Annotated in this window: 13 protein-coding genes; all 13 read left to right on the forward strand. The window is 66.5% G+C overall.

The genetic code is table 11. The annotated features are described in order from the left end of the window. Positions 1-2: 2 nt before the first annotated feature. The 13 genes from B3547_RS08675 to B3547_RS08735 all read left to right on the forward strand — a co-directional run bounded on the left by B3547_RS08675 (position 3) and on the right by B3547_RS08735 (position 25,805). Positions 3-2,048, forward strand: coding sequence for an adenylate/guanylate cyclase domain-containing protein (locus B3547_RS08675; RefSeq protein WP_292962163.1), 2,046 nt, complete (start codon positions 3-5; stop codon positions 2,046-2,048). Beyond that, positions 2,041-2,802, forward strand: coding sequence for a hypothetical protein (locus B3547_RS08680; protein WP_124807993.1), 762 nt, complete (start codon positions 2,041-2,043; stop codon positions 2,800-2,802). Before B3547_RS08675 ends, B3547_RS08680 begins: the two co-directional genes overlap by 8 nt. Beyond that, entirely contained in the window at positions 2,799-3,611 is an 813-nt protein-coding gene (locus B3547_RS08685) for a hypothetical protein (protein ID WP_148092128.1), read from the forward strand. Before B3547_RS08680 ends, B3547_RS08685 begins: the two co-directional genes overlap by 4 nt. 116 nt (positions 3,612-3,727) lie before the next feature. Next, on the forward strand, positions 3,728-5,587 hold the full coding sequence (locus B3547_RS08690) for a ShlB/FhaC/HecB family hemolysin secretion/activation protein (RefSeq protein WP_292962169.1): 1,860 nt from the start codon (positions 3,728-3,730) through the stop codon (positions 5,585-5,587). Positions 5,588-5,622: 35 nt separating this feature from the next. After that, positions 5,623-13,842 carry a beta strand repeat-containing protein gene (locus B3547_RS08695; protein ID WP_292962171.1) on the forward strand — a complete coding sequence of 2,740 codons (8,220 nt, stop codon included), beginning with the start codon at positions 5,623-5,625 and terminating at the stop codon, positions 13,840-13,842. 76 nt (positions 13,843-13,918) lie between these two features. After that, positions 13,919-15,388, forward strand: coding sequence for a cysteine--tRNA ligase (gene cysS / locus B3547_RS08700; RefSeq protein ID WP_292962173.1), 1,470 nt, complete (start codon positions 13,919-13,921; stop codon positions 15,386-15,388). Positions 15,389-15,528: 140 nt separating this feature from the next. Next, positions 15,529-16,467: a D-2-hydroxyacid dehydrogenase gene (locus tag B3547_RS08705; protein WP_292962175.1), complete on the forward strand. Its 939-nt coding sequence runs from the start codon at positions 15,529-15,531 to the stop codon at positions 16,465-16,467. A gap of 436 nt (positions 16,468-16,903) precedes the next feature. Then, positions 16,904-18,568 carry an acetolactate synthase large subunit gene (locus B3547_RS08710; RefSeq protein WP_125955018.1) on the forward strand — a complete coding sequence of 555 codons (1,665 nt, stop codon included), beginning with the start codon at positions 16,904-16,906 and terminating at the stop codon, positions 18,566-18,568. A gap of 112 nt (positions 18,569-18,680) precedes the next feature. Then, on the forward strand, positions 18,681-20,117 hold the full coding sequence (locus B3547_RS08715; RefSeq protein WP_125955019.1) for an aldehyde dehydrogenase family protein: 1,437 nt from the start codon (positions 18,681-18,683) through the stop codon (positions 20,115-20,117). Positions 20,118-20,280: 163 nt separating this feature from the next. Next, on the forward strand, positions 20,281-21,321 hold the full coding sequence (locus B3547_RS08720) for a mannose-1-phosphate guanylyltransferase (protein ID WP_292962178.1): 1,041 nt from the start codon (positions 20,281-20,283) through the stop codon (positions 21,319-21,321). 49 nt (positions 21,322-21,370) lie between these two features. Next, complete coding sequence (locus B3547_RS08725; RefSeq protein ID WP_255530393.1) at positions 21,371-22,174, forward strand: class I mannose-6-phosphate isomerase; 804 nt, start codon at positions 21,371-21,373, stop codon at positions 22,172-22,174. A 272-nt stretch (positions 22,175-22,446) separates the two neighbouring features. Further along, positions 22,447-23,772, forward strand: coding sequence for a multiheme c-type cytochrome (locus tag B3547_RS08730; RefSeq protein ID WP_292962181.1), 1,326 nt, complete (start codon positions 22,447-22,449; stop codon positions 23,770-23,772). Positions 23,773-23,789: 17 nt separating this feature from the next. After that, positions 23,790-25,805, forward strand: coding sequence for a heme-binding protein (locus B3547_RS08735; protein WP_414690524.1), 2,016 nt, complete (start codon positions 23,790-23,792; stop codon positions 25,803-25,805). The last annotated feature ends 147 nt before the right edge of the window (positions 25,806-25,952 follow it).

Consider the following 25,952-nt stretch of genomic DNA (forward strand, 5'->3'; position numbering starts at 1 on the left):
GGATGCCGGAGGCGAAATCGGCCTTGATGGACGTGTCTGACTGGGGCCGCCGCTTTCGGCGCGGCGTGGCGCAGCTTGGCCGCCAGCGTGTGGCCGTGGCGGTGCTGCTGCTGGCGACGGCGCTGTTCGCGGCGTTGTTCAGTTGGCAAATTCCGCTGCTGCGCGATGCGGAAAGCGCGCTCTACGATATTCGGGCGGCCAACTTCGCGCCGCGCGTCGACCCTGACAAGCGCATCGCCATGGTCGTCTATACCGCCGATACCAACCGCGCCACGGGTCAGATATCGCCGGTCGATCGCACCATCCTTGCCAAAGCGCTCGCCCAGATCGACCGCATCGGGGTGAAAGGCGTGGGCATCGACATCCTGTTCGATTCGCCGCAGGACGATGACCCACTGCTCCAGTCGACGCTGAAAGGCATGAAGACACCGGTCTTCCTGGCCTATGCCGACAACCGGACCAATCGCGACGCGATCACCTATGAGCAGGAGCAGGACCTGCGCCGCTTCATCTCGGCGGCGCAGACCGCAAACGTGAAGCCGGCAAGCATCCTGCTGGAAACCGACAACGATGGCGTCGCGCGGGCGTGGCCCATGCAGTATCCGGGGCTGCCGCCGCTGCTTTCGGTGGCGATGACGCAGCATGTGGCGGGGGATGCCGATCCGCGCTTTGCGACGTACATGGGGCCGATCCGTTTCCGGTCCCCGACGGCGAGCGATCGCCCGGTATTCGACAAGATCCCGATCGACCTGCTGGCCGATCCGGAAACCGCGCCGCTGGTCGCCGATGCGATCAAGGGGCGCTATATTCTGATCGGTGGCGATTTCTCGGACTTCGACCAGTTCGACACACCCTTCACCCGCACCGGCAACCCGGTGACCGGCGAAACCCGCATGATCGGCGTGGAAGTCCACGCCAGCATGCTGGCGCAACTGCTCGACAAGGCGCTGACGCTGCCGCCGCCGGTGGCCATCAAGGTGCTGGCGGCGCTGCTGGCGGTGGGGCTCGGCGCGGTGACCGCGGCGGTGCGCACGCGCACCTGGCTGCTGGCGCTGGCGGTGATCGGGCAATTCGGCCTGTTCCTGGGGCTGCCGTTCCTGATCGAGCGGGCGGGGATGGATACGCTGCGGATGCCCGCGATGGGCTGGCTCGTTGGCTGGCTGATCGCCTATACCGCGATCAGCGCGGCGCTGCGCGCCATCAACGCCGCACAGCGTGAATTCGCGCAAGGGGCGCTGGGCAAGTATCTGCCGCGCTCGGTCGCTTCGGAAATCATGCGCAATCCCGAACGGCTGTCGCTGCACGGCGAAAAGCGCGAGATATTCTGCCTGTTCAGCGATCTCGAAGGGTTCACCAAACTGACTCACGCGGTCGAACCCGAAGTGATCGCCCGGCTGCTCAACGATTATCTCGACCGCCTGAGCGCGGTGGTCCTGCAATATGGTGGCACGCTGGACAAGTTCGTCGGCGATGCCGTGGTGGCGTTCTGGGGCGCGCCGATCGCCTATCCCGACGATGGCGAGCGCGCCGTTCGCGCAGCCTACGCGATGTACCTGGCCGGCGAGGAATTTCGCAAGAACGTGCCCGAAGGCGTGCCCCGGATCGGCCGCACCCGCGTGGGGCTGCATTATGGCGAGGCGATCGTCGGCAACTTCGGAGGGGAAGGCCGCATCCAGTACACCGCGCTGGGCGATGCGATGAACACCGCCGCGCGGCTGGAAGGCGCCAACAAGCCGCTGGACACCACTGTTCTGGTCAGCCGGGCGGCGATGGAGCGATCCGGGCTGGACTGGTTCCGCCCGATGGGAACGATCACGCTGCGCGGTCGCGCCACGCCGGTCGACGTGTTCGAACCGCTGCCCGACATGCCCGCGGCGGAACGCGCGGCGGTGGCCGATCTGATAACCGCGCACGACGCCGGGGACAGCGACCGTGTGCTTGGACTCACAGACAAGCTGCTGGAAATGGCGCATTCAGACGATGCAGTGCTCAATCTCCTCCAGAGATTGCAGCATACGCATAAGGGAGAAAGTTATGTCCTTGGCTGACACGAAGACGCGCAAGGCCGTCGTCGCGGGGCTGATGGCTGCGGGATGCCTGTTTTCGGCCGGTTCCGCGCTGGCCCAGGCGATCGTCGTGCGATCGACCGGGCCTTCCGCCGCCGAATATCCGCAAGGGCGCAAACTGCCCGCCAACGCCAGTGTCACGCTGCGCGCGGGCGACCGGCTGACGGTGCTCGACAAGGCCGGCACGCGGGTGCTGTCCGGTCCTGGTTCCTTCGCGCTCAACGGCGCGATCAACCGCGACGAAACGGCGGGCAGCGCGCTTGCCAGCCTGACCGTGCGGACCCCCGGCGCCCGTGTGCGGACGGGGGCGGTGCGCGGCGCGCCACTGGCGGCATCGACCGCGGAAGCGAACGCGCCCGATAGCGTGTGGTATGTCGATGTCAGCAAGGGCGGCACGTTCTGCGTGGCCGATCCGACCGCGCTGGTCCTCTGGCGACCCAATCGCGCGAGCGAAGGCGCGGGCAAGCTGCTCTCCGCCGATGGTTCGATGGCCGACGTCGCCTGGAAGGCCGGCAGCGCGCTGAAGCTTTGGCCGGTGGCATCGGTGCCGGTGGTGGACGGGCAGAGCTATACCTTCAGCAACCCGGTCGGCCCGACCGTGAACATCCGGCTGAAACTGCTGGCGAGTGTCCCATCCGAGGACATGGCCGTGGCATCGGTGTTTGCGGACAACGGCTGCAACGCGCAACTTGACGTCATCGCCAATTCCGCCGCACCGCAGGCGTCGGGCGGATGAAGGGGGCAGGCACGATGGGCAGGCTGAAAACAGGCAGGCTGAAATCCGCGATCGCGGCCACTGTGCTGGCGCTGGGGCTTTCGGTGTCCGGCATGGCGCTGGCGCAGGTGGTCGTGGTGCGATCGACCGGTCCTTCGGCGGTCAGCTATCCGCCGGGGAAGCGGCTGCCCGCCGGGGCGACCGTGACCTTGCGCGCCGGCGACGTGGTGACCGTGCTGGATCGCGCGGGAACGCGGGTGCTGCGCGGGGCAGGCAGTTTCGCGATGAACACGCTGGCCAGCCGTGATGCCGGCTCGGCGGCGCTGCTGGCGCGCTCGCTCAGCAATCCGGTGTCGGTGCGTGCCGGCGCGGTGCGCGGTGGATTGCCGGCGCAGGGCGGTGAAGGCGGGCAAGCAGCTGAACCCATCCCGGTCAGCATCTGGCTGGCCGATATCGACCAGGGCGGGCGGGTATGTCTGCCGCGCGGCAGCGATCTTTATCTGTGGCGCAAGGCGTCCGAAGCCCGGCGGTTTGTCTGGCTGGGGGAAAGCGCCGGCGGCGGTACCGTGCGGGTCGCCCTGCCGAGCCGGACGGCCGGGGTCGCCTGGCCGCGGGCGCAGGTGGAATTGTTCGACGGGCACAGTTACCGGGTTGCGGAAGAAGGCGATCCGAACAAGGGTGTGGACTTCGAAGTGGTGATGCTGGACCCGGAAGCGGTACCGGCTGACGCCGCCTCGCTGGGAACGCTCCTGCTCGACAACGGGTGCAAGGCCCAGTTCGATTGGCTGGCCGCCAGTCTCGAACAGCTTGACGGGGCTGCACAAGGATAGGCAGGGGATTGCACCTGCATTGAAAACCACGGCATGGGCGGCACGAGGCCGGATCACGCCACTATTTGACAACCGATAATCATAACAGGGTCGCGCCTGATGGAGTTACGGATCGGATGCCCGATTACGTCGCAGCGCGCCCGTTCGGGAGCGAGCCTGTTTCCGCTGTTGTCCGCCGGCCTGCCGGCGGAGGCAGAGTCCTGTCGGCCGCGCTGGCCGCGGTGCTTCTCGTTCCCGCCGGGCAGGCACTGGCACAGGCGGTGCCGCCGCCCGCGCCCGTCGGCGCGCAGCCGCCCACGCGCGAGGAAATCGAACGTGGCGTAGCCGAAGGCACGCTGAACAAGAGCGGGCCGGTCGCGGTCGACACGTCGGCGGTCGAGCGCGCGCCGTGTCCGCTGTCTTCGCCCGATTTCGCCGGCATCCGCCTCAAGCTGTCGAGCGTGACGTTCGCGGGCATGGACAAGCTCCCGGGCGTGGACCTGTCCGACAGCTACCGCGAATACGTCGGCACCGACCAGCCGGTTTCGATCATTTGCGACATCCGCGATCGCGCCGCCACCAAGCTGCGCGGCGCCGGCTATCTGGCGGCGGTGCAGGTGCCGCCGCAGAAGATCACCGATGGCAACGTCAGGCTGGACGTGCTGCTGGCGCATCTTTCGCGCATCCAGATCAAGGGTGATGCGGGTGCGTCCGAAGGCGCGCTGCTGCGCTATCTCAACAAGCTGACTGCCGAGCCGGTGTTCAACACCTATCAGGCGGAACGCTACCTGCTGCTGGCCAAGGACGTGCCGGGGCTGGACGTGCGGCTGGCGCTGCGCCCGGTGGATGGCGCGCCGGGCGAGGTGATCGGCGAAGTCTCGGTCCGGCGCACGCCGGTCTATGCCGATTTCTCGGTCCAGAATTTCGGGTCGAAGGCCGTCGGCCGGTTCAATGGCCTGTTGCGCGCGCAGTTCAACGGGCTGACGGGGCTTGGCGATACCACCACAGTCAGCTTCTTCGCCACGCCCGAATTCCGCGAACAGAAAGTGCTGCAGATCGGGCACGAGATGCGGCTGGGCGGCGAAGGCTTCACGCTGCGCGGGGATTTCACCTATGCCTGGACCAATCCCACCACCGTGGGGGCCAGCCAGTTCCATTCGCGCACGCTGGTCGCCTCGCTGGAGGCGCGCTATCCGTTCGTGCGGCGGCAGGCGTTCAACCTGTCGGCTTCGGGCGGGCTGGATCTGATCAACCAGCAGGTCGATTTCGGGGCGATCCGCTTCAACGAGGACCGGCTGAGAGTTGCCTTCGTGCGGCTCGACCTGAACGGGCTTTCACGCCAGAGCCTGCTCGGCCGCGATGGCTTCACCCCCTATGAACCGCACTGGAACTGGGGGCTGTCGGTCGAGGCGCGGCACGGCCTGTCGATCCTCGACGCCACGAAGAGCTGCGCCGGCCTGTCGCTGGCGGCTTGCGGCGCGGTCACGCCCAGCCGGTTCAGCGGCGATCCCGAAGGGTCGCTGATCCGCGCTTCGGGCGAATTCGATTATCGCCCGGTCCGCAATGTCACGATCGCGGTGGCGCCGCGCGCGCAATACGCGTTCGACAACCTGCTGTCCTACGAACAGTTCTCCGGCGGCAACTACACCGTTGGGCGCGGGTATGATCCGGGGGCGGCCATCGGCGACAGCGGCATCGGCGTGCGCACGGAGCTGCGCATCGGTTCGCAGTTCCCCAAGGAGCCGGGCAAGCCGGCGTTCCAGCCCTATGCCTTCTTCGATGCGGCGTGGGTCTGGAACCGCGACAAGGTAGCCGGCGTGCCCGATCCGCAACGGCTGTTCTCGGCCGGCGCCGGCGTGCGCGCAACGTTGTTCGACGCGGTGCGGGTCGATGGCGTGGTGGCGGTGCCGCTGCGCGATACGGTGCTGCAGAAGGTCAAGGGTGATGTCCGCTTCCTGATCAATCTTTCGATCCAGCTCGCCCCGTGGCGGCTGTGAAGGGGGCGTTCCAGATGCGAACGGAAGGCAAGGCCATGGTTCAATCGGCACTCCACGCGGGGCGCAACGCTCCGGCTTCCCGCAAGGCCGGCACGCGCCGGGTTCTTCAGAAGCTGCTCGCCGGCGCCTCGACCGGCGCGGCGGCGCTGATCATCAACGCCATTCCGCTGGCCGGGCCGGCCTGGGCTCAAGCCGTCAATGGCGCGCCCACGGTCGTATTCGGGGCCAACGCGCCGGTCCGTGCGGCCGGCAGCGACACGATCACCGTGAACGCGCACGACGCGCTGGTGGACTGGACGGCGACCGACGCGGGCGGGGTGTTCCTGCCCACCGGCAACACGCTGACCTTCAATGCCGATACCAGCGTTTCCGGCGACTATACCGTGCTCAACCGTGTGAGCTCGTCCGCGGCGGGGGCATCGCCGTTGCAGATCAACGGCACGGTCAATTCCGGCGATGCCGGCCGCATCTGGTTCTATAACCCGACCGGCTGGGTGGTCGGCTCCTCCGGCGCGTTCAACGTCGGCAGCCTGCTGCTGACGGCCAGCCCGGTGACGATCAATGCCGGCAATCCCGATGGGCAGAAGTTCGCGGGAGCGAACGGCGCGATCACCCTGGGGCAGGCGCCGAACGCCGGCGCTTCGATCACGGTGCAGAATGGCGCGCAGATCACCACGGTGGCGCCGGGCAGCTATGTGGCGCTGGTTGCGCCGCGCGTGGTGCAGGGCGGCACGGTCAGCGCCAACGGGGCGGTCGCCTATGTCGGGGCCGAAGCCGCGACGCTGACGGTGAACAACGGCCTGTTCAACATCACGGTCGATACCGGCACCACCGATGCCAACGGCGTGGTCCACACCGGCACCACCACCGGTGCGGCCGCCACCTTCAGCGATCCCTACCACGGGATATATCTGGTCACCGTGCCCAAGAACGATGTGACCACCATGCTGGTGTCGGGTTCGCTGGGCTATGCGCCCGCCGTTGCCGCCAACAGCGAAATCGATGGCACGATCACGCTGTCCGCCGGTTACAACGTGTCGGGCGGAAACGTGAACTTCCCCGCGACTCCGGCGGCAGCGGGCGGGCGGATATCCGTCTCCGGGCTCACCACGTCCAACCAGGTCCTCGCGACGGCCAGCGACCGCATCGATGTCGATGCCACCGCCTCGTCCACGAACTTCCAGTCCACCCAGCTCGTCGCCCTGCGCGCGCGCAACGCGGTCGGGCTTTCGGCCGCGGCGGGCCGCCAGATCAGCACCGGCGGCATTCTGGAGATCGACGCCACGACCGGCCCGGTTGGCGGCTCGGCGACCATAACCCTCACCGGCGGGGGGCGTCTGGCGGTCGGCAGCGATCTCAACGTGGACGTTTCGGGCAAGGGTGGCATCGAATTCGATCCCCAGAATCCGCAGCAATTCCTGGCGGGCAGCACCGGCAAGGATGCCAGTGGCGGCTCGATCACCACCACGATCACCAATGGCCAGCTTGCCGTGACTGGCCAGGCGCTTCTGGCTGCCAACGCCTATGGTGGCGCGGGAGCGTTGAACTTCGGCCGTTCCGACGCCGGGGCCATCAGTTTCACGCAGAGCGGCGTCAATTCCAGCGTGGAGATCGGCCCGGATGGCGATCGGCAGTGGCTGCGGTTGCAAGCGCTGGGCAGGCCTGACAGCCCGTCTAGCTATTACATCTATACGCTTCCGGTCGCGGGCGCGGGATCGAGCGCGGGCAACGTTTCGCTGAACGTGGCGGATGGCATCTTCGCGGCCGGCGCCACGTTCCTGGAAGCCGGCTCCAGCACCGCGCTGGGAAGCGACAACGTCCTCTACGATGCCCGCACCGGAAGCGTTTCCGCCAGCTTCGCCAACGGCAGTTTCAGCCTGGGCGGACTCAGCCTGTCCAACGATGCCTCGGCCAGCAAATCCGCTGTCGTCGGCGATGTCTCGCTCGCGCTGGACGCAGCGCATCTGACATTCGATGATGCTTCGAACTATGGCCTGTCGCTGTACAGTTCCTTGTCGGCGACGGCGGGCGCCGTCAACCCGCAGACCGGCCAGCCCATAGGCCCGAACACTCTGCGGCTGTCTCTGACCAACGGTTCCACGCTGGATACGCCGCAGGGTATCTCGCTCGAGACGTATAGCACGTCTCCGTTCGCGGGCGCATCGCGCACCGGTGACATCGTGGTGAACGTCAGCGGCGCGAGCACGATCGATTCGTCTTACTTTTCGGCCAGCGCTCGTGCGAGCGGGACGAGCAGCGCCGCCACGGATGCCGTTTCGGGCAACATCTCCATCACGGCCAGTGGCGGCAGCGCCATTGCTCTCTCTGGCGCGCTCAGCGCATCCACCGAAGCAACCGGCGCGGAGGATCTGGACGGCGCCGGCAACGGCACCGCGGGCGACATCACGTTGCGGATCGAGGATTCGTCGCTTTCGACGGATTCCCTTTCGCTTACGTCCTCCGGCTATGCGGGGTACAACTATGGCGGAGGTGCGCGGTCGGGCCTCGGCACCGGCGGGCATGTGTCCCTCTCGCTCGATGGCTTCAACGCTTCGCTGACGGCGGGATCGGTCACGCTTGACAGCCTTGGCACCGCCGTGCGCAATCTCGGTTTCGCGGCCTTGTCCGGCGGCACGGTTTCGGCATTCGCTGCTCCGCCTTCCTCCGGCCATCCGCACGGGGGCGAAGGCGTTGGCGGGACGACCGAATTCACGATCAACGACGGCACCGCGACGATCGATACACTGACCATCTCGGCCAACGGCTTTGGCGGGCAGGGCGACAGTTATGGCTTGACCACCCCGGTCGATGGCGGGGCGGGCACGGGCGGCACCGCTTCGCTCACCGTCAACGGCGGCACGTCCAGCATTGCCAGCCTCACGATCGAGGCGAGCGGACGCGGCGGGGCGGGTTCGTATCAGGACTCCTATGCCGGGATCGACGCGGGCAACGGCGGCGCCGGCGTGGGCGGCAATGCCAGCCTGACGCTCAACGGCGGCTCGCTCGCCAGCAATGCGGTCGTGCTGCGGGCCGAAGGCAATACCGACTATTTCGATGGCTATTCCACCGAAAGCTATGGCCAGGGCGGAACGGTGGATACCGCGCCCGGCAAGGGCGGCACGGGTGGCTATGGTCAGGGTGGCACGGTATCGCTGCTGGTGAACGGGGGTGAACTGATCGACCTGCCGGACGATCCGACTAGCCCGACGAACCTGGAAGTTACCCTTTCCGCGGCCGGCCAGGGCGGGCAGGGCGGAAACATCTATCAATACGGCAGCGGTGGTTCGTCCGCGAACGCCGGTCTGATAACCGGCGATGGCGGCGCGGCGCAGGGCGGCACGGCCCAGCTGACGATCACGTCGGGCAAGTTCGATGCCACGCGTACCTTGCTGGACAGTTCAGCTCGCGGCGGCCTGCCGGGCGACTACTCATCGTCTTACTACGGTTCGGGCGGCTCGGGTGGTTCCGGCGGTATTCCCGGCGGCGGCGGACGGGGCGGCGATGGTGTTGGCGGCACGGCGACCTTCACTATCGCAAACGATTTCACGGGCACCACAGAAAGCGGCACGGTCCAGAGCATTGAGGTCTACGCCGATGGCTATGGCGAAAGCGGTGCCAGCGCCTTCACCGGCGGCGCCGGTGGTGGCGCCGGCGGCGCGGGCACGGGCGGCACGGCGCGCATCGAGGTGAACGCCGGCACCGTCACGCTGCGCAGTCCGCGCCTGTCCGCAACCGGTTTCGGTGGGGATGGTGGCAATAGCAGCAAGGGATACGACGGCGGCACCGGCGGCGATGCGACCGGCGGGCGGGCAGAACTGGTGATCAACACCGATGGCACGTCGACCTCTGTCGCAAACCTGTCGGCCAACGTGCAGGCCTCGGCCGGCTATGGCGGCCGGGGCGGCAACGGCGATGCTGCGGCCGCGACCATCGTCGCCGGCAACGGCGGCGCGGGTGGCTCGGCCACCGGCGGTTCGATCTCGATCGAGGCCGGCACGCTTTCCAGCCTGACGCTTACGTCGGGCGAAGGCAGCTATGCGCTGCTGTCCAACGCCTATGGCGGCCAGGGCGGCGATGGCGGTAACAGTGCCGTGTTCAATGCGGATTCGGTCGGCAACGGCGGAAAAGGCGGGGACGCGACAGGCGGTTCGCTGAACATCAGCGCGTCCGCCGGCGGGCATATCAACCTGAACTTCGCGGATTTCGAATCGTCCGGTTTTGGTGGCAGCGGCGGCGGCGCGCTGTTTATCGACAACAACTTCGGCCGTGGCCCGTCGATCGGCGGCGCCGGTGGCGCCGGCAAGGGCGGCACGATATCGCTTCAGGCCGCCGATGAGGGTTCGCTGATCCGTTCGGACCGGATCATTCTGACGGCTGACGCGGAAGGCGGCAACGGCGGTTCGTCCCAGGGCAACGATCTGACGACCGGGGCAGGTGTCAAGGGCGCGAACGGCGGTTCAGCGACCGGCGGTTCGATCCTGATCGGCGCCGTGGACAGCGGCACGATCGATTTTGCGGAGGAAACGCGCGCCACCTTCCAGGCCAACGCGATCTCCGGCATCGGCAGCGCGGGCACGTCGGGGGTCAATGGCACCGGCGGGGCCGGCGGCCGTGGGGGTGACGGCGGCGAAGCGTATGGTGGCTCGATCTCCATCACCGGGAATACGGGCGGAACGCTGCACCTGGGACTTTATGGCCAGACCGAATTCATCGCGACCGGCTTCGGCTCCGGCGGTGGCAACGGTGGCAATGGAGCGGACAACAGCGCGATCGGCGGCCGTGGCGGTGATGGCGGCGAAGGCGGCACCGGTTATGCCGGTGTCGGCGGAAATGTGGACATCAACATCGCCGGCACGACGCTCGATTTCGGGGACGTGAGCTTCGATCTGACTGGCACCACGCGGTGGTTGGGCTTTGGCGGGTCTCCCGGAGCGGGCGGACCGGGATCAAATCCCCCGCCACCGGCGCAGCCGATTCCGCCCGGGGCCAGCGGTACTTTCCTTGGTTCCGGCAACATCGCGCCAACCGGCGGGCATGTGCATATTGCCGCCGGGCAAGACAGCCAGGGCAATTTCAGCACGTTCTCCGCTGGCAACACGACGATCGATGTCACAAGCGCCCTGGTGCAGGACAACTCTTCGTTTCTGTTCAACTACGGTGCCGGCGGCGTTTCCATTGAAAACCATGGCGCCGCCGAAACCGGCACCATGAACTTCGATTCGCTGACCGTGAACGCGGACGGTTATGGAGCAAACTATTACCCACAAGTCTCGATCCTGTCGGACGGGAGCGTTATTGGTGTTGCGCAAGATCTCCAGATCAATAGCGCGGGTTCGGTTGATTTTCTCGCTGAGAATAACGGCCTTGTTCGCGCCGGCAACGTTTCGCTCTATAGTAGCGGATCCAGTTATGGCGGCGTGAACGTGTATTCGTTCGGCTGCGAGGCCGTGACCTGCACGGTCCTTCAGGCGGACGGGTCGATCTATTCCAACAATTTTTACTCCATGTTCCTCTCCGATCATGCGGGGATCGACGCGGGCACCACGATCGACATATACGCCAGCGGCGGCATCGGTGGCGGCACCGGAAGTGCCTATACCGCAGGCGGCGCGATCAGCCTGACCTCGCGCGGCGACATCTTCGTCCGCAACGCCTCGGGCGAGAGCGTGAAGGTGAACGCGGGCACGCCCTTCGGCTTTTCCAACCCCGCCGACGTGATCCTGGGCGAGGAAGACGGCGGTGGCTCTATCGTCGCGTCTGATTTCGTCGACATCCGCGCCGGGCGGGACATCCGGATGCCGGCTGGCAACAGCGTGACCGCCGGCTCCACCATATACATGGGCAGCGGCGCCGATATCCGGATCGCCGAGAACAACAGCCTGCTGGCGAACACCGGCACGTCCGGGCAGAAGCGCCAGGTGGGCGGCGCGCTTCGCGGGCTGGTCAGCGGTACGCCGGGCATCACGCTTTCGGCCGGAACCAATTTCCCGCCGCCAACCGACCCGCCGTCGGTGCCGGCAACGACGCTGTTCGTCGGCGCCGGCACGTCGGTTGACGCCGGAGGCGGGGATATCCGGCTGGAAGGGCAAACGATCGATGCGCGGGGCGCGTCCTTCTTCGGCGGCAACTTCTCGGCCGACGTGCTCTCCCCGTCCGCGCCCGCAAGCGCTCCCGAACCGGGCGCTTGCGCAACCGGCTCGATCTGCCTGGGCAACGTAAACGTGGCCAATGCCATCGCGATCGGCCTGGGCGAGGGCGGCGCGCCTCTCGGCTTCCTGGGCGAAGGTACGCTCAACGGCAGCACGCTCGACATCCGTACCAGTGGCACACTGGCGTTCGACGGCGGCTCCGCCGACATCGCTGACACGATAGACTTGCAATCGACCGGCGCGGGCATCGTCCTCACCGGCGCGAACCTGACCGCCGGATCGCTGAACCTGTCGGGCGCGACCGATCTATCGGGCAACGGGATCGTGCAGGCCACGGCCGGGGACATCGGGCTGGGCTTTGGCGGAAACATTGCTGCCGGCAGCCTGATCGCGACCGGGACGCTGACCGGCTACCATGCCGCGCCGGCTACCCGCTTCGTGACGCCGGGTGCCTTCACCGTGCTCGATACGCTGTCGATCGGGGGGAATGCGGCGATCACGGCTACCGGCCCGATCGCGATCGGCTCCACTGTGCTGTCCAACGGCGATGTCGATCTCCTGTCCAGCGGCAGCGTGCGGCTTGGCGCCACGACCGGCGTGCGCAACATCACCATCAGCGGTACGGCGCTTGATCTCGGTACGATTTCCGGGACGGGTGCGGTCAATCTGACGGCCACCGGCGGCCTCACCGGCGCGGGCATCAGCGCGGGCACGACGCTGGTGGGCACCGCCCACGACCTTGACGTGACCAGCCTTTCCGCCGGTGGAAACCTGACGCTGACAGTGGTGAATACGGCGAGGATCGGCAGCGCAACATCTGGCGGAAACATCCTGATCGATCCGATCTCGCTGACTTTCGGCACGATGCAGGCGACCGGTTCGATCACCCTGATCGGTGGCGACATCCGTGGCGGCATCATCGATGCGGGCACGGCGCTGGACGTGACGGCGCAAGGGCTGATCGCGGTCAGTCAGCGTGCGGTGGGGCAGACCATCACGTTCCGGTCGGCCGACCTCGATCTGGGCACGCAGGCAGTGCTTGGCACAGCGGCGCGCACCACCGCGATCACGCTGATCAACAACGGCCAGTCGGGCATGTTGCTGGGCGACGGGCTGACCGGCCAGACCGGCTATCGCCTGTCCAACGCGGAGTTCGGCAACATCCATTCGGGCGGCGATCTTACGATCAATGCCGGACCTTCGCTCCAGGTCGGCACGCTTACCGGCACGGCCGGCAGCACCGTTGCGGCCAACGGCGTGTCCACGGATGGCCAGATCGGCGCGACCGGCACCTTGCGGCTGATTACGACGGGCACGGCCTCGTTCGGCGGCGCCGTGACGATGAACGGCATGGCCGGCAATACGCTGGCGATCGACGCCAGCGGTGGCACGTTCATCGACGCGGCAGCCGGCTCGATCCGCCTGCTCGAAGGGCAGGGCCATGGGGGCACGTTGTCCGTTTCGGGCGCGAGCCTTGTCGCGGTGACGGGCGCGGCGCGCGCAGCCATTGCGGACCTCACCGATCTCGGCGCGATCAGCAAGCGGCTGGACGCCAACGACGGCGTAGCCGCCGGCCGCACCGTGATCGAGGCGGGCGCGCTGGATGTTGGCGTGGGCCAGCGGTTCCTGGTCCAGAACACAGCGGCCGGCACCGCCTATGACGACCGGCGCGGGCTGGTGGTCGATGCGCTGACCATTCGCGCGGGCGGGACGCAGGCGCCCATGCAGATCGCGATCAACGGCATCGTCGGCGGTCAGACCGGCCTTGCCGCCATTCCGCGGATTTCCGTGAATGGCGCCTTTGCGACCGGCTCCACCGTGAACGGGTGTCTGCTGGCCAACCCGGGATCGTGCGACAGCACGCCGAAGCGGGTCGACGATGGCGACGTGCGCAACGTGATCGTCACCTATCTCGATCCGCCTCCGGGCACCAACACGGTGCCCACGGCCGACAGCTTCACGCAGAGCCCGCTGGTGCAGATCAACGAGATCACCCCTCCGGGCTTCGCGCCGCTGATCGACGAACCGGTGACCGGCACGGGCAACGATGACCTGCTGGGCGACGGCCAGTGTCGCGAAGAGGGCGGAAACTGCGCGCGGCCTTGAATGACGGGGCTTGAGCGGCGAGGCCTGAACGGAGACGCTTGACCGGATGGCGGGGGGCGGGGCAAGGGCATGGCCCATGCAACCCACCCCGCCATCCGCCCCGCTCACGCTGTTCAACAGCCTGACCCGCAGCCTTGAGCAATTCCAGCCGGTCCATCCCGGCGAGGCACGGGTCTATTCGTGCGGGCCGACGGTCTACAACTACCCGCACATCGGCAACATGCGCGCCTATGTCTTCGCCGACGTGCTGGGGCGGGCGCTGAGCTACAAGGGCTACAGGCTCACCCACGTCATCAACATCACCGATGTCGGCCACCTGACCGACGATGCGGATGCGGGCGAGGACAAGATGGAGAAGATGGCGCGCACCAGCGCCCAATCCATCTGGGACATCGCGAAGCATTATACCGAAGCCTACTGGGCCGACATTCGCGCGCTCAACATCCGCCAGCCGGCGCACTGGTCGATAGCCACGGACTATGTGCCGCAGATGATCGCGTTCGCCGAAGGCATCGCGGACAAGCACTGCTACGAACTGCCGAGCGGCCTGTATTTCGACGTTTCGACCGTGGCGGACTATGGCCGGCTGGCCCGCGCCGCCACGGAAGAGGGCGAAGGACGCATCGAACAGGTCGACGGCAAGCGCCACCAGGCCGATTTCGCCATCTGGCGCAAGACGCCGCCGGGCGAAAAGCGGCAGATGGAATGGGATTCGCCGTGGGGACGCGGCGCGCCGGGCTGGCATCTCGAATGCTCGGTGATGTCGGGCAAGCTGCTGGGCTTCCCGTTCGACATCCACACCGGCGGCATCGATCACCGCGAAATCCACCATCCTAACGAGATCGCGCAGAACCAGGCGTTCTGCTGCACCAACGGGCTCGACGTGCCGGCCAATTCCGGCGCGAAGGTGTGGATGCACAACAACTTCCTGGTCGAACGGTCCGGCAAGATGTCCAAGTCGTCGGGCGAGTTCCTGCGGCTGCAACTGCTGATCGATCGGGGCTATCACCCGCTTGCCTACCGGATGCTGTGCCTGCAGGCGCACTATCGCAGCGAACTGGAGTTCTCGTGGGAGGGGCTGGCCGCCGCGTTGACCCGGCTCAAGCGGATGCTGATGGCGGTGGGGCAACTGAAAGAGCGCGCGCCCGGTGGTCCGGCCGCGGCGCCGGGGCCGAAGTTCGCGCCGTTGCTCGAACGCTTCGATGCCGCCGTGTCTGACGATCTCAACACGCCGATCGCGCTGACGGTGCTGGACGAGGTGATCGCGCTGAAGAAGGTCGATCCCGCAGAGAAGCTGGCCGCGATCGCCGCGATGGACGCGGTGCTCGGGCTGGACCTGCTCACGCTCGACCGCACCGCCTTGCGCCTGCGGCCGAAGGGCGCGGAGATTGCCGAAGTCGAGATCGAGACCGTACTGGCCGAACGCAAGGCTGCGCGCGCCGACAAGGACTTCGCGAAGTCCGACGCGCTGCGCGATGAACTGGCGACGCGGGGCGTGGAGGTGATGGACGGCGATCCGCTGGGCTGGGAGTGGAAGCTCGGCTGATGCGGGCGGTGCAACGCGTCCGGCGATAACGGCGGCACCCCACCATGCGTTCAGGCAGCGCCGGCCGTCTGAATCAGTTTCATTGACGAACTCTCCGCGTTACGCTGTCATCAGACAACACCGGGGAGAGAACCGCGTCAATGACCGTGCTCGTGATGAACGCCCTCGCGGCGCCGCTTGTGGAAGGGCATTTGCCCGCCGGTATCGAGCCGCGCTATTTCCGCCACACGGACGAACTGATGGATCTGGCACCCGAGGCGGAGATCGGCTGGTTCGATCTGCACGACAAGGGCGACATGGCCGAAGCGATCCGCCGTGCGGGCAAGCTGCGCTGGCTCAATTCGATCTATGCCGGCGTCGATGGTTTCCCGCTCGATGTCATGGCGCAGCGCGGGGTGACATTCACCAACGGGGCCGGGATCAACGCGATCACCATCGCCGAATACGTGATCCTGGGGATGCTCTCGATCGCCAAGGGCTATCGCGAGGTGGTGCGCGCGCAGGACCGGCACGAATGGCTGATGGATTCGCCGGGCAAGATGGAGCTGTCCGGCAGCCGGGCGCTGCTGCTGGGCTATGGCGCGATCGGCCAGAAGGTGGCGCATCTGCTGAGCGCGTTCGACGTGGACGTGACGGTGGTGCGGCGCACGCCGGGGGAAGGCGTGCTGACGCCGGATGCCTGGCGCGCGCGGCTGGGGGAATTCGACTGGGTGATCCTGGCCGTTCCCGCCACGGGGGAAACGGATGGCATGATCGGGGCGGCCGAGCTGGCGGCGATGAAGCCGAGCGCAACGCTGGTCAACGTGGCGCGCGGGTCGGTGGTCGATCAGCCCGCGCTGGTGGCCGCGCTGTCCGAAAAGCGCATCGGCGCGGCCTTTCTCGACGTGACCACGCCCGAGCCACTGCCGCAGGATCATCCGCTGTGGTCGCTGCCCAACGCGCATGTCACCATGCACCTTTCGGGCCGCGCGCAGGACCGGATGTTCCAACGTTCCGTGCAGCGCTTCCTGGGTAACATGCCGCGCTTCCTGGCGGGCGAACCGCTGACGCACGTGGTCGATCTGGCGCGGGGATATTAGGGTCAGGCCCCATTACTGGCGCGATCGAGGCGTCCAAATGGCGAACATATCGGGCCGGAAGGCGCGCCGCGAAGGCTGGTTGCCTTTGCAAGCGCCTTTCGGTTCGAGATGGAAGCCATTTGGACGTCCCTGCGGGATTTGACCAAAATGGCCCGCTGCGGCGTCGAGACGGCTTGAAATATCGACATATTCCCGCGCCCTCTCTCCTTGCAACAGGCCATTTTGCTTCAAACCTCGACCGCGCCAGTAATGGGTCCTGACCCTAAGGGCGCGTCTCCGCGCATTGCCGGGTGACTTCGCGCCTGCCGTTTGTTAGGCCTGAGGCCAAGGGACAGGCGCGGAAGCCAGAACGACAACGCCAGCCTGTCCGGGGTCGTATCCGAGTTGGGGAAAGGTCCGCGTCTGGCTGCGCGCGCCTGCTGGGAGCGACCGTTGCATGGCCGAAGGAACTGGCAAGAAAGCGTCCGATCTTTTCGTCGAATGCCTTGAGGAAGAAGGCTGCGAGTACATTTTCGGCGTGCCGGGCGAGGAGAACCTCGACCTGCTCGATTCGCTGTCCCGCTCTGACAGGATCAAGCTGATCCTGACCCGGCACGAACAGGGCGCGGGGTTCATGGCGGCCACCTATGGCCGTCATACCGGCAAGACTGGCGTGTGCATCGCCACGCTGGGGCCGGGCGCCACCAATTTCGTGACGGCCGCCGCTTATGCGACGCTGGGCGGCATGCCCATCCTGATGATTACCGGCCAGAAGCCGATCAAGAAATCCAAGCAGGGCCGCTTCCAGATTCTCGACGTGGTGTCGATGATGCAGCCCATCACCAAGTTCACGCACCAGATGGCGTCGTCTGACAACATCCCCAGCCGCATTCGCGAGGCCTACCGGCTGGCCGAGGAGGAAAAGCCCGGCGCCACGCACATCGAATTGCCCGAGGACATTGCCGACGAACACACCGATTCACGGCCGCTGAAGCGCAGCCTGGTTCGCCGGCCCAACGCGGATGCCAAGTCGGTGCGGCAGGCGGTGCAGGCGCTGGAGGCGGCGAAATCGCCCGTGCTGGTGATCGGTGCCGGCGCCAACCGCACGATGACCAGCCGGATGTTGCTGCAATTCATCGAAAAGACGGGCATCCCGTTCCTGACCACCCAGCTCGGCAAGGGTGTGATCGATGAACGCCACCCTCGGTTCCTGGGATGCGCGGCGCTTTCCGCCGGGGACTTCGTTCACCGCGCGATCGAGGCGTCGGACTGCATCGTCAATCTGGGGCACGACGTGATCGAGAAGCCGCCGTTCTTCATGAAGAACGAAGGCGGGCCGACCGTGATCCACGTCTCCACCAAGACGGCCGAAGTCGATCCTGTCTACTTCCCGCATATCGAAGTGATCGGCGATATCGCCAACGCGGTCTGGCAGATGAAGGAGGACATCGTGCCTTCCGGCAGCTGGACGTTCGATCACATGCTGGCCTTCCGCAAGGCGGAGGTCGCGCATACCGACAAGCTCGCGGGGGACGCCCGGTTCCCGATCTTCCCGCCGCATCTGGTGCAGCAGGTGCGCGCCACGATGCCGGATGACGGGATCATCTGCCTCGACAACGGCGTGTACAAGATCTGGTTCGCCCGCGGCTATACCGCGTGCCGGCCGAACACGGTGCTGCTTGATAACGCGCTGGCCACGATGGGCGCGGGGCTGCCATCGGCCATGATGAGCGCGATGCTCTATCCCGATCGCAAGGTCATGGCGATCTGCGGCGATGGCGGGTTCATGATGAACAGCCAGGAGATGGAAACGGCCGTTCGCCTGGGCCTCAACCTCACCGTGCTGATCCTCAACGACAGCGCCTATGGCATGATCCGCTGGAAGCAGGCGAACATGGGCTTCAAGGACTTCGGGCTGACTTACAACAACCCGGATTTCGTGAAATATGCCGAAAGCTACGGCGCCAGCGGGCATCGCGTGCAAAGCGCAGCGCATCTTGTCGAACTGCTGGCGCATTGCCGGGATACGCCGGGCGTCCACCTGATCGACTGCCCGGTCGACTATTCGGAAAACGACCAGATCCTGAACAAGGACATCAAGGAACTGTCGAAGGCGCTTTAGGCGCAACCTGTTCCCCTCCCGCTCGCGGGAGGGGCTAGGGGTGGGTATACTCCCGCTCCGTCGAAGGCCCACCCCCGGCCCCTCCCGCCAGCGGGAGGGGGGAGTTCGAGATATGGTGCAGTTGAAGGACGTTTATCCGCTCTACCTCAACAACAAGGCGGTGCAGCCCAACGCCGACCTGGAGGTGACCGACAAGTTCACCGGCGAGGTCGCGTTCCGCACCGCGCTGGCCACGCCGGACGTGATCGACGAAGCCATCGCCGGCGCGGTGCGCGCGGCCGAGCCGCTGACGAAACTGGCGAGCTTCGAGCGGCGCGATGTGCTGGACCACTGTGTCGGCCGCTTTCGCGAACGGTTCGATGAGCTTTCCTATGCGCTGTGCATCGAAGCGGGCAAGCCGATCGCCGATGCCGAAGGCGAAGTCGGCCGCCTGATCGACACCTTCCGCATCGCGGCGGAAGAGGCGACGCGCAACTATGGCGAGATCCAGCCGCTCGATATCTCGCCGCGCAGCAAGGGCTACATGGGCATGTGGAAGCGCGTGCCGATCGGGCCGTGCAGCTTCATCAGTCCGTTCAATTTCCCGCTGAACCTGGCCGCGCACAAGATCGCGCCGGCGATCGCGGTCGGCTGCCCGTTCGTGATGAAGCCCGCGTCGATGACGCCGCTGGGCGCGATCATCATCGGCGAAGTGCTGGCCGAATGCGACGTGCTGCCCGAAGGCGCGTTCTCGATCCTGCCGGCCAGCCGCGCCGGATCGGACCTGTTCACCACGGACGAGCGGCTGAAGCTGCTGTCGTTCACCGGCTCACCCGGCGTGGGCTGGGACCTGAAGGCGCGCGCGGGCAAGAAGAAGGTCGTGCTCGAACTTGGCGGCAATGCGGCCGTGGTGGTCGACAAGGACGCCGATCTCGACCACGCGCTCGCCCGCATCATTTTCGGCGGCTACTACCAGTCGGGGCAAAGCTGCATCCATGTGCAGCGCGTGATCATCCATGCCGATATCTACGACACGTTCCGCGACATGCTGGCGGCCAAGGTGAAAACGCTCGTGGCCGGTGATCCAAAGCTGCGCGAGACGTTCATCGGCCCGATGATTTCGGCCAAGGAGGCGCAACGGCTCAAGGGCTGGATCGACAACGCCGTGGCCGGCGGCGCCAGGTTGCTGGCGGGCGGCGGGTGCGAAGGCAACATGCTGGAAGCGACCCTGCTGGAAGACGCCCCGCGCGACAGCGACGTCTATCGTGAGGAAGCGTTCGGTCCGGTGGTGATCCTGTCGAAGTTTACCGACTGGGATGCGGCGCTCGATGAAGTCAACGACAGCAAGTTCGGTCTTCAGGCGGGCCTGTTCACCAGCGATCTGCACAAGGTGCTGGAAGCGTGGGACAGGCTTGAAGTGGGCGGTATCGTCGTCAACGACGTATCGAGCTATCGCGTCGACAACATGCCCTATGGCGGTGTGCGGGATTCAGGGCTGGGCCGCGAAGGCATCCGTTTCGCGATGGAAGACATGACCGAAATTCGTAACATGGTTATTCGGCGGGTGTAGTTCGTCTTTATTTCGGCACTGTTGCCCGCGTTCGCGCGGGGTTTCCTAACATGGGACATGCTTATCGGCTACATTGGTTCTTTTAGCCTTGTAACCTTGCCGGGAAAAAGTTTGTCATGGCGTTGGGGTTATGGCAGAGCGGCGGCAGGTAAGACGGGGTATCATGAAGACCATAATTCCTGTTGTTTTGTGCGGCGGCAGCGGCACGCGGCTGTGGCCCCGTTCGCGCAAGGCGATGCCCAAGCCGTTCCTTCCCCTGGTTGGCGACACCACGCTGTTTCAGGCGACTTTGCTGCGCTGTCCACCGGATGCGGGCTTTGGCGATCCGGTGATCGTCACCGGCACCGCGCACCTCGGGCACGTGGAATCGCAGCTGCCCGATCCGGATCGGACGGCCATCATCGTCGAGCCCGAAGGCAAGAACACCGCCGCCGCCATTGCTCTGGCCGCGCTGCGCCTTCCCGAAGACGCGATCATGCTGGTCTGCCCCAGCGATCATCACATCGGCGATCTCGCGGCGTTTCAGGCGTCGGCACGGGCTGCGGCCGCGCTCGCGGCGGATGACTGGCTGGTTTCGTTCGGGATCGCGCCGACCGCGCCGGAAACCGGCTTCGGTTATCTCAAGCATGGCGAAACGATCGGTGATACCGGCGGCTCCAGGGTCGAACGCTTTGTCGAAAAGCCCGATCTTGACCGTGCCCGCCAGTTTCTGGCCGATGGCGTCTATTCGTGGAATGGCGGCATCTTCGCCTTCCGCGCCGGGGCGTTCCTAGCCGAGCTGGCAGCGCATCGCCCTGCGCTTGCCGCCGCCGTGCGCGAAGCGGTGGAGAAGGGCGTGGAGGAAGGGCATCGCTTCCATCCCGATGCGGCCGCCTTCGCCGCGATCGAAGGCGAATCGGTAGACTACGCGGTGATGGAGAACACCGTTCGCGCGGCCATGGTGCCGGCGGTGATGACCTGGTCCGATATCGGCAACTGGCAGGCGCTGCACGAAGCGCTGGAGCGCGATGGTGCGGGCAACGCGATCAAGGGGCGGGTGGAACTGAAGGATTGCGCCAACGTTCTGGTGCAGACCGATGGCCCGCGCGTGTCCGTCGTCGGCGCCACAAACCTGATCGTGGTGGTCGACAAGGACGAGGTTCTGGTCTGCACGCCGGAAGGCGCGCAACTCGTCGGTAAGCTGTCGGGCGCGGCAAACCAGTAGCGCTCGCGGGATGGCCCGCAGGGGTGCGGCACGCGTTGAGGTCCGGTCGATGAAGCTCACCACCCGATCCGTCGAGAAGCCTTGGGGGCGTGACACCCTGCCGGCCCCATTCCCACCGCCGCATGGCGGCGCGCGCATTGGCGAAATCTGGTTCGTGCCGCCGCCCGAACTGCCCTCGCTGCTGGTCAAGTACATCTTCACGTCCGAAAAGCTTTCAGTGCAGGTCCACCCTTCCGATGCGCAAGCGGCCGCCATGGGCGAATCCGATGGCGGCAAGGAGGAGTGCTGGCTGGTGATCGATGCCGAGCCGGGCGCAACGCTGGGAGTCGGTTTCCGCGAAACGGTCGATCGGGAAACGCTGCGCGCCGCCGCGCTGGACGGGTCTATCGAGGATATGCTGGTGTGGCATCCCGTGCAGGCGGGCGATTTCTTCTACATTCCGGCAGGTACCGTCCACGCCATTGGCGCGGGGGTCAGCCTGATCGAAATCCAGCAGAACAGCGACATCACCTATCGTCTCTATGACTACGGCCGCCCGCGCGAGTTGCATCTGGACCGGGGGATGGCAGTGGCGCGGGGCGCGCCGCTCGATCCCGCGCTGCGGCGCGTGATTCCGCCGGAGGGCACCGTGGAGCTGGCCAGCGGGCCTTACTTCACCGCGCATCGCGTCGATGGCGTCCCGGATGCCGCGCTGGCCGATGCCTATGCCGGGCCGTGCCTGATCGTGCCGCGTCGTGGCGAGGCGGTGGTTGAAGGGGAAGCCGTGCGGCCCGGCGAATGCGCCAGCGCCCCCGGTATCGGCGCGGTGCGCTTCGATCCCGCAGGGCAGACGATCGTCATTCGTCCTGCCTGAGCAGTCGCGCGGCAAAAAACGCCTTCAATGCCAGAGCCAAAGCGAAATCAGGGCTTGAACCCGAAGGGGTGTCTCGCCTAGTCTGCAGTCGCGGGGTCGCATTGCAGCACTACCGGTTCGCGTGGAGTGAAGAGGCAAAAGCTTCCACTCCTTTCCGCTACCGGCAGGAACGAGGGGCAATGCTGGGCAATTCGATCCATCCGAAGCGGCTTTCGACCGCTTTCCGGTCCGTCCCGCGATTGGGTTATCTGGCTGCGATTCTGTGCGTCTTGATGGCGTGCGCTGCGCTGTCGGCTGCCCTGTTCGTTCCCGCCGCGCCTCTGCAGGCCCAGAACGCGGGTGGCTCGCTCCGCGCGCATCAGGGCGTGGCAAGCTGTGCCGGCTCAACCTGCCATGGCCGCAGCGTCGCCGATGGCACCCCGGTGCGGCAGGACGAATTGCTGCGCTGGCAGGAAGAATCCTCGCCCACCGGTGCGCATAGCCGGGCTTATCGCGCCATCGTGGAGCCGCGCGGGCAGGCGATCGTCCGCCGCATGGGGCTGGACGCCGCCGGTGTGCAGCGCGAATGCCTGGGCTGTCATGCGACGCCCGGCGCCGTGCGCGTGGCCGATGGCGTGGATTGCGAAGCCTGCCATGGCAATGCCGGCGGCTGGCTCTCCACCCACTATACTGTCGGCGCCAGCCACGGGCGCAATGTCGCGCAGGGGATGACCGACCTGACCAGCCCGCGCGTGCGCGCGCAGGTCTGCCTCGATTGCCACTTGTCCGGGGACGGCAAGGGCCAGTTCATCGCCCACCGCATCATGGCGGCGGGCCACCCGCGCATCTCGTTCGAACTGGACCTGTTCTCGACGCTCCAGGCCCACCACAACGAGGATTCGGACTATGCCCAGCGCAAGGGGGGCAAGACCAACGGGATGCGGATGTGGGCCGTGGGTCAGGCGGAAGCGGTCAAGCGCTCGCTCGAACTGTTCAGCCAGCCGGGCAAGGCCAGTGACGGCCTCTTCCCCGAATTCACGTTCTTCGATTGCCATTCGTGCCACCGCCGCATCTATGACAGCGACGAGGCGACGGTGACGGCGATGCCCAATCCCGGCCGCCCGATTCACGCGGGAATGCCGCCTTACAACGACGAGAACATGATCATGCTGCTGGCGGCGGCGCGGGTGATCGCGCCCGATCTGGCCACCACGTTCGATGCGCGCAGCAAGGCGTTCCACCGCGCGATGGGCGAAGGTCGGGCGCAGACGGTGCAGGCGGCGCAGGCCTTGCGGCAGGCGGCGGACACGCTTTCGACCCGTTTCGCCGGCGCCACGTTCACCCGCGAACAGACCTTCGCGGTGATGGACGCCATCGCCAGCGACGCGGTGTCGGAACGCTTCACCGATTACGAAGGCGCGGTGCAGTCGGTCATGGCGATCGACACGCTGCTCAACGGCCTGGTCAATCAGGGCGCGGTTTCGGGCGGGGCCGCCAACGGCCTGCGCGTGCAGATCAACCAGGCCTATGCGGCGGTGCGGGATCCCAACGGCTTCCAGCCGATCGCTTTCCGCCGCGCGTTGGGCGGGGCCATTCGCAGCATCCGGAGCCTGCGCTGATGCCGGAGTCTGCACGGATGAAGGTAAAGCTGGCCCTGCGTCAGTCGGCTGCTTCCGGTGTGATCGCCAACCGGGCGGTAGCGACTCTGGCATCGTTTTCGCTCGCGCTGGCCGGTTGCGGGGGAGGCGGCGGTTCTTCGCCCGCGCCTTCGCCCACGCCGACACCCACCAGCAGCGCGCGCGTCTATGCCACGCCCGCGCAGGAAGCGCTGACGCCGGACGACGTGAAGAAGATCATCGCGCAAGCGGTGGGAGAGGCGCGCGCGCTCAACTATCCGGCGATCGTCGCGGTGGTCGACCGGGTCGGCAACGTGCTTGCGGTGTTCCGGATGAACGGCGCGCTGACGCGGATGGACACCAGCCGCCGCACCGCCACCGGGGAAATCAGCCCGCGTGAAGTCGATGCCCAGGGGCTGACCGTGGAAGCGACGATGGGCGCGATCGCCAAGGCGATCACCGGCGCCTATCTGTCGAGCAGCGGCAATGCCTTTTCCACGCGCACGGCCAGCATGATCGTGCAGGAACATTTCCCGCCCGCGCCGAACACGCCGGGGCTGGAAAGCGGGCCGCTGTTCGGGGTGCAGTTCAGCCAGTTGCCCTGTTCCGATCTCAATACGCGCTACATCACCAGCAACCTGGGCGCGGCAGCGTTCATCGGGCCGAAGCGGTCGCCGCTGGGCCTCGCTGCCGATCCGGGCGGGTTCCCGCTCTACAAGAACGGCGTGGTGGTTGGCGGGATCGGCGTCATGGCCGATGGCGATTACGGCTATGACCCGAATGTTGCCGATGTGGACGGCGATCCCGAGGAATACATGGCACTGGCCGGCATCCAGGGCTTTGCCCCGCCGGACAGCATCGTCGCCAACATGATTCCGGTCGATGGCTCGACCTTGCGCTTTTCGGACGCGCGGGTGGAAGGGCTGCACGCGCTCCAGACCGATTTCAACGCGATCAACAACACCGTGGGCACGCTGGTTCCGGTGAACGGATACTATCCCGGCGGCGTGGTGCTGGCGGGGACGGCCTATGGCACCGAAGCCAGCGGCTACCGCTATGCCACGTCGGGCGAGTTCGCGAACGCCGATGCCTTCGTGCTGACGGACGGATCGGGCAACGATCGCTACCCCATTCGCGGCGGCACCGATGGCGCGGACGTTACCCAGCCGCTTACCGCCGCCGAAGTGCGCGCGGTGCTGGAAGAAGCGTTCAAGGTGATGAGCCGCGCCCGCGCGCAGATTCGCCGCCCCCTCGACAGCCGCGCGCAGGTGACGATCTCCATGGTCGATACCTATGGGGCGCCACTCGGCGTGGTGCGCGGGCCAGACGCGCCGATCTTCGGCACCGATGTCTCGCTCCAGAAGGCGCGCACCGCCGCGTTTTTCTCCGGGCCGAATGCCGCCGCGCAGTTGACCGGCGATCTTGACGCCGAAATTCCGGCATTCGTCCAGCGCGTGCGCGATTTTCTGGGCGATCAGACCGCGCTGACCGGCAAGGTCGCCTTTGCCGACCGTTCGGGCGGCAACCTTTCGCGCCCGTTCTTCCCCGATGGCGAAGTGGGGCGGCCCAATGGCCCGCTCTCGCGCCCGATTACCGATTTCAGCCCGTTCGCTACCGGCCTGCAGATCGCGCTGGTCAAGGCGAACCTGATCCAGCACGCGGTCTTCGTCGAAGGCTCGCTGAAGGCGCAGGATGTGGTGCAGCAATGTACGGCCGTTCCCGACGCACCCAACGGCAAGAAGCGGCTGGCCAACGGCATCCAGATCTTTCCCGGCTCGGTCCCGATCTATCGCGGTCGCCAGCTGGTCGGCGCAATCGGTATTTCCGGTGACGGCATCGATCAGGACGACATGATCGCGTTTCTGGGCGCCAACAACGGCGGGCTGCGTGTGGGCACGATCGGCAACGCGCCCAAGGACATGCGGGCCGATACGATCGTGGTCAACGTGGGGCAGGGCGTGCGGCTGCGTTACGTGAATTGCCCGTTCGCGCCGTTCCTCGACAGCAACGAACAGAACGTCTGCGAGGGCCTGTGATCGAAACCGCCGCCCTGTTCCTGCCTGTGCTTACCGCCACCACACCGCTGCCGGCGGCGGCTGTCGCGCCCGGCGCCCTGGTTCCGGCCGTGGCGCTGATGCAGTCGGCGCCCGCGCCTGCCGAAACGGCAGGCGGCAGCGCACCTG

The organism is Novosphingobium sp. UBA1939 (genome assembly GCF_002336885.1).
GTDB lineage: Bacteria > Pseudomonadota > Alphaproteobacteria > Sphingomonadales > Sphingomonadaceae > Novosphingobium.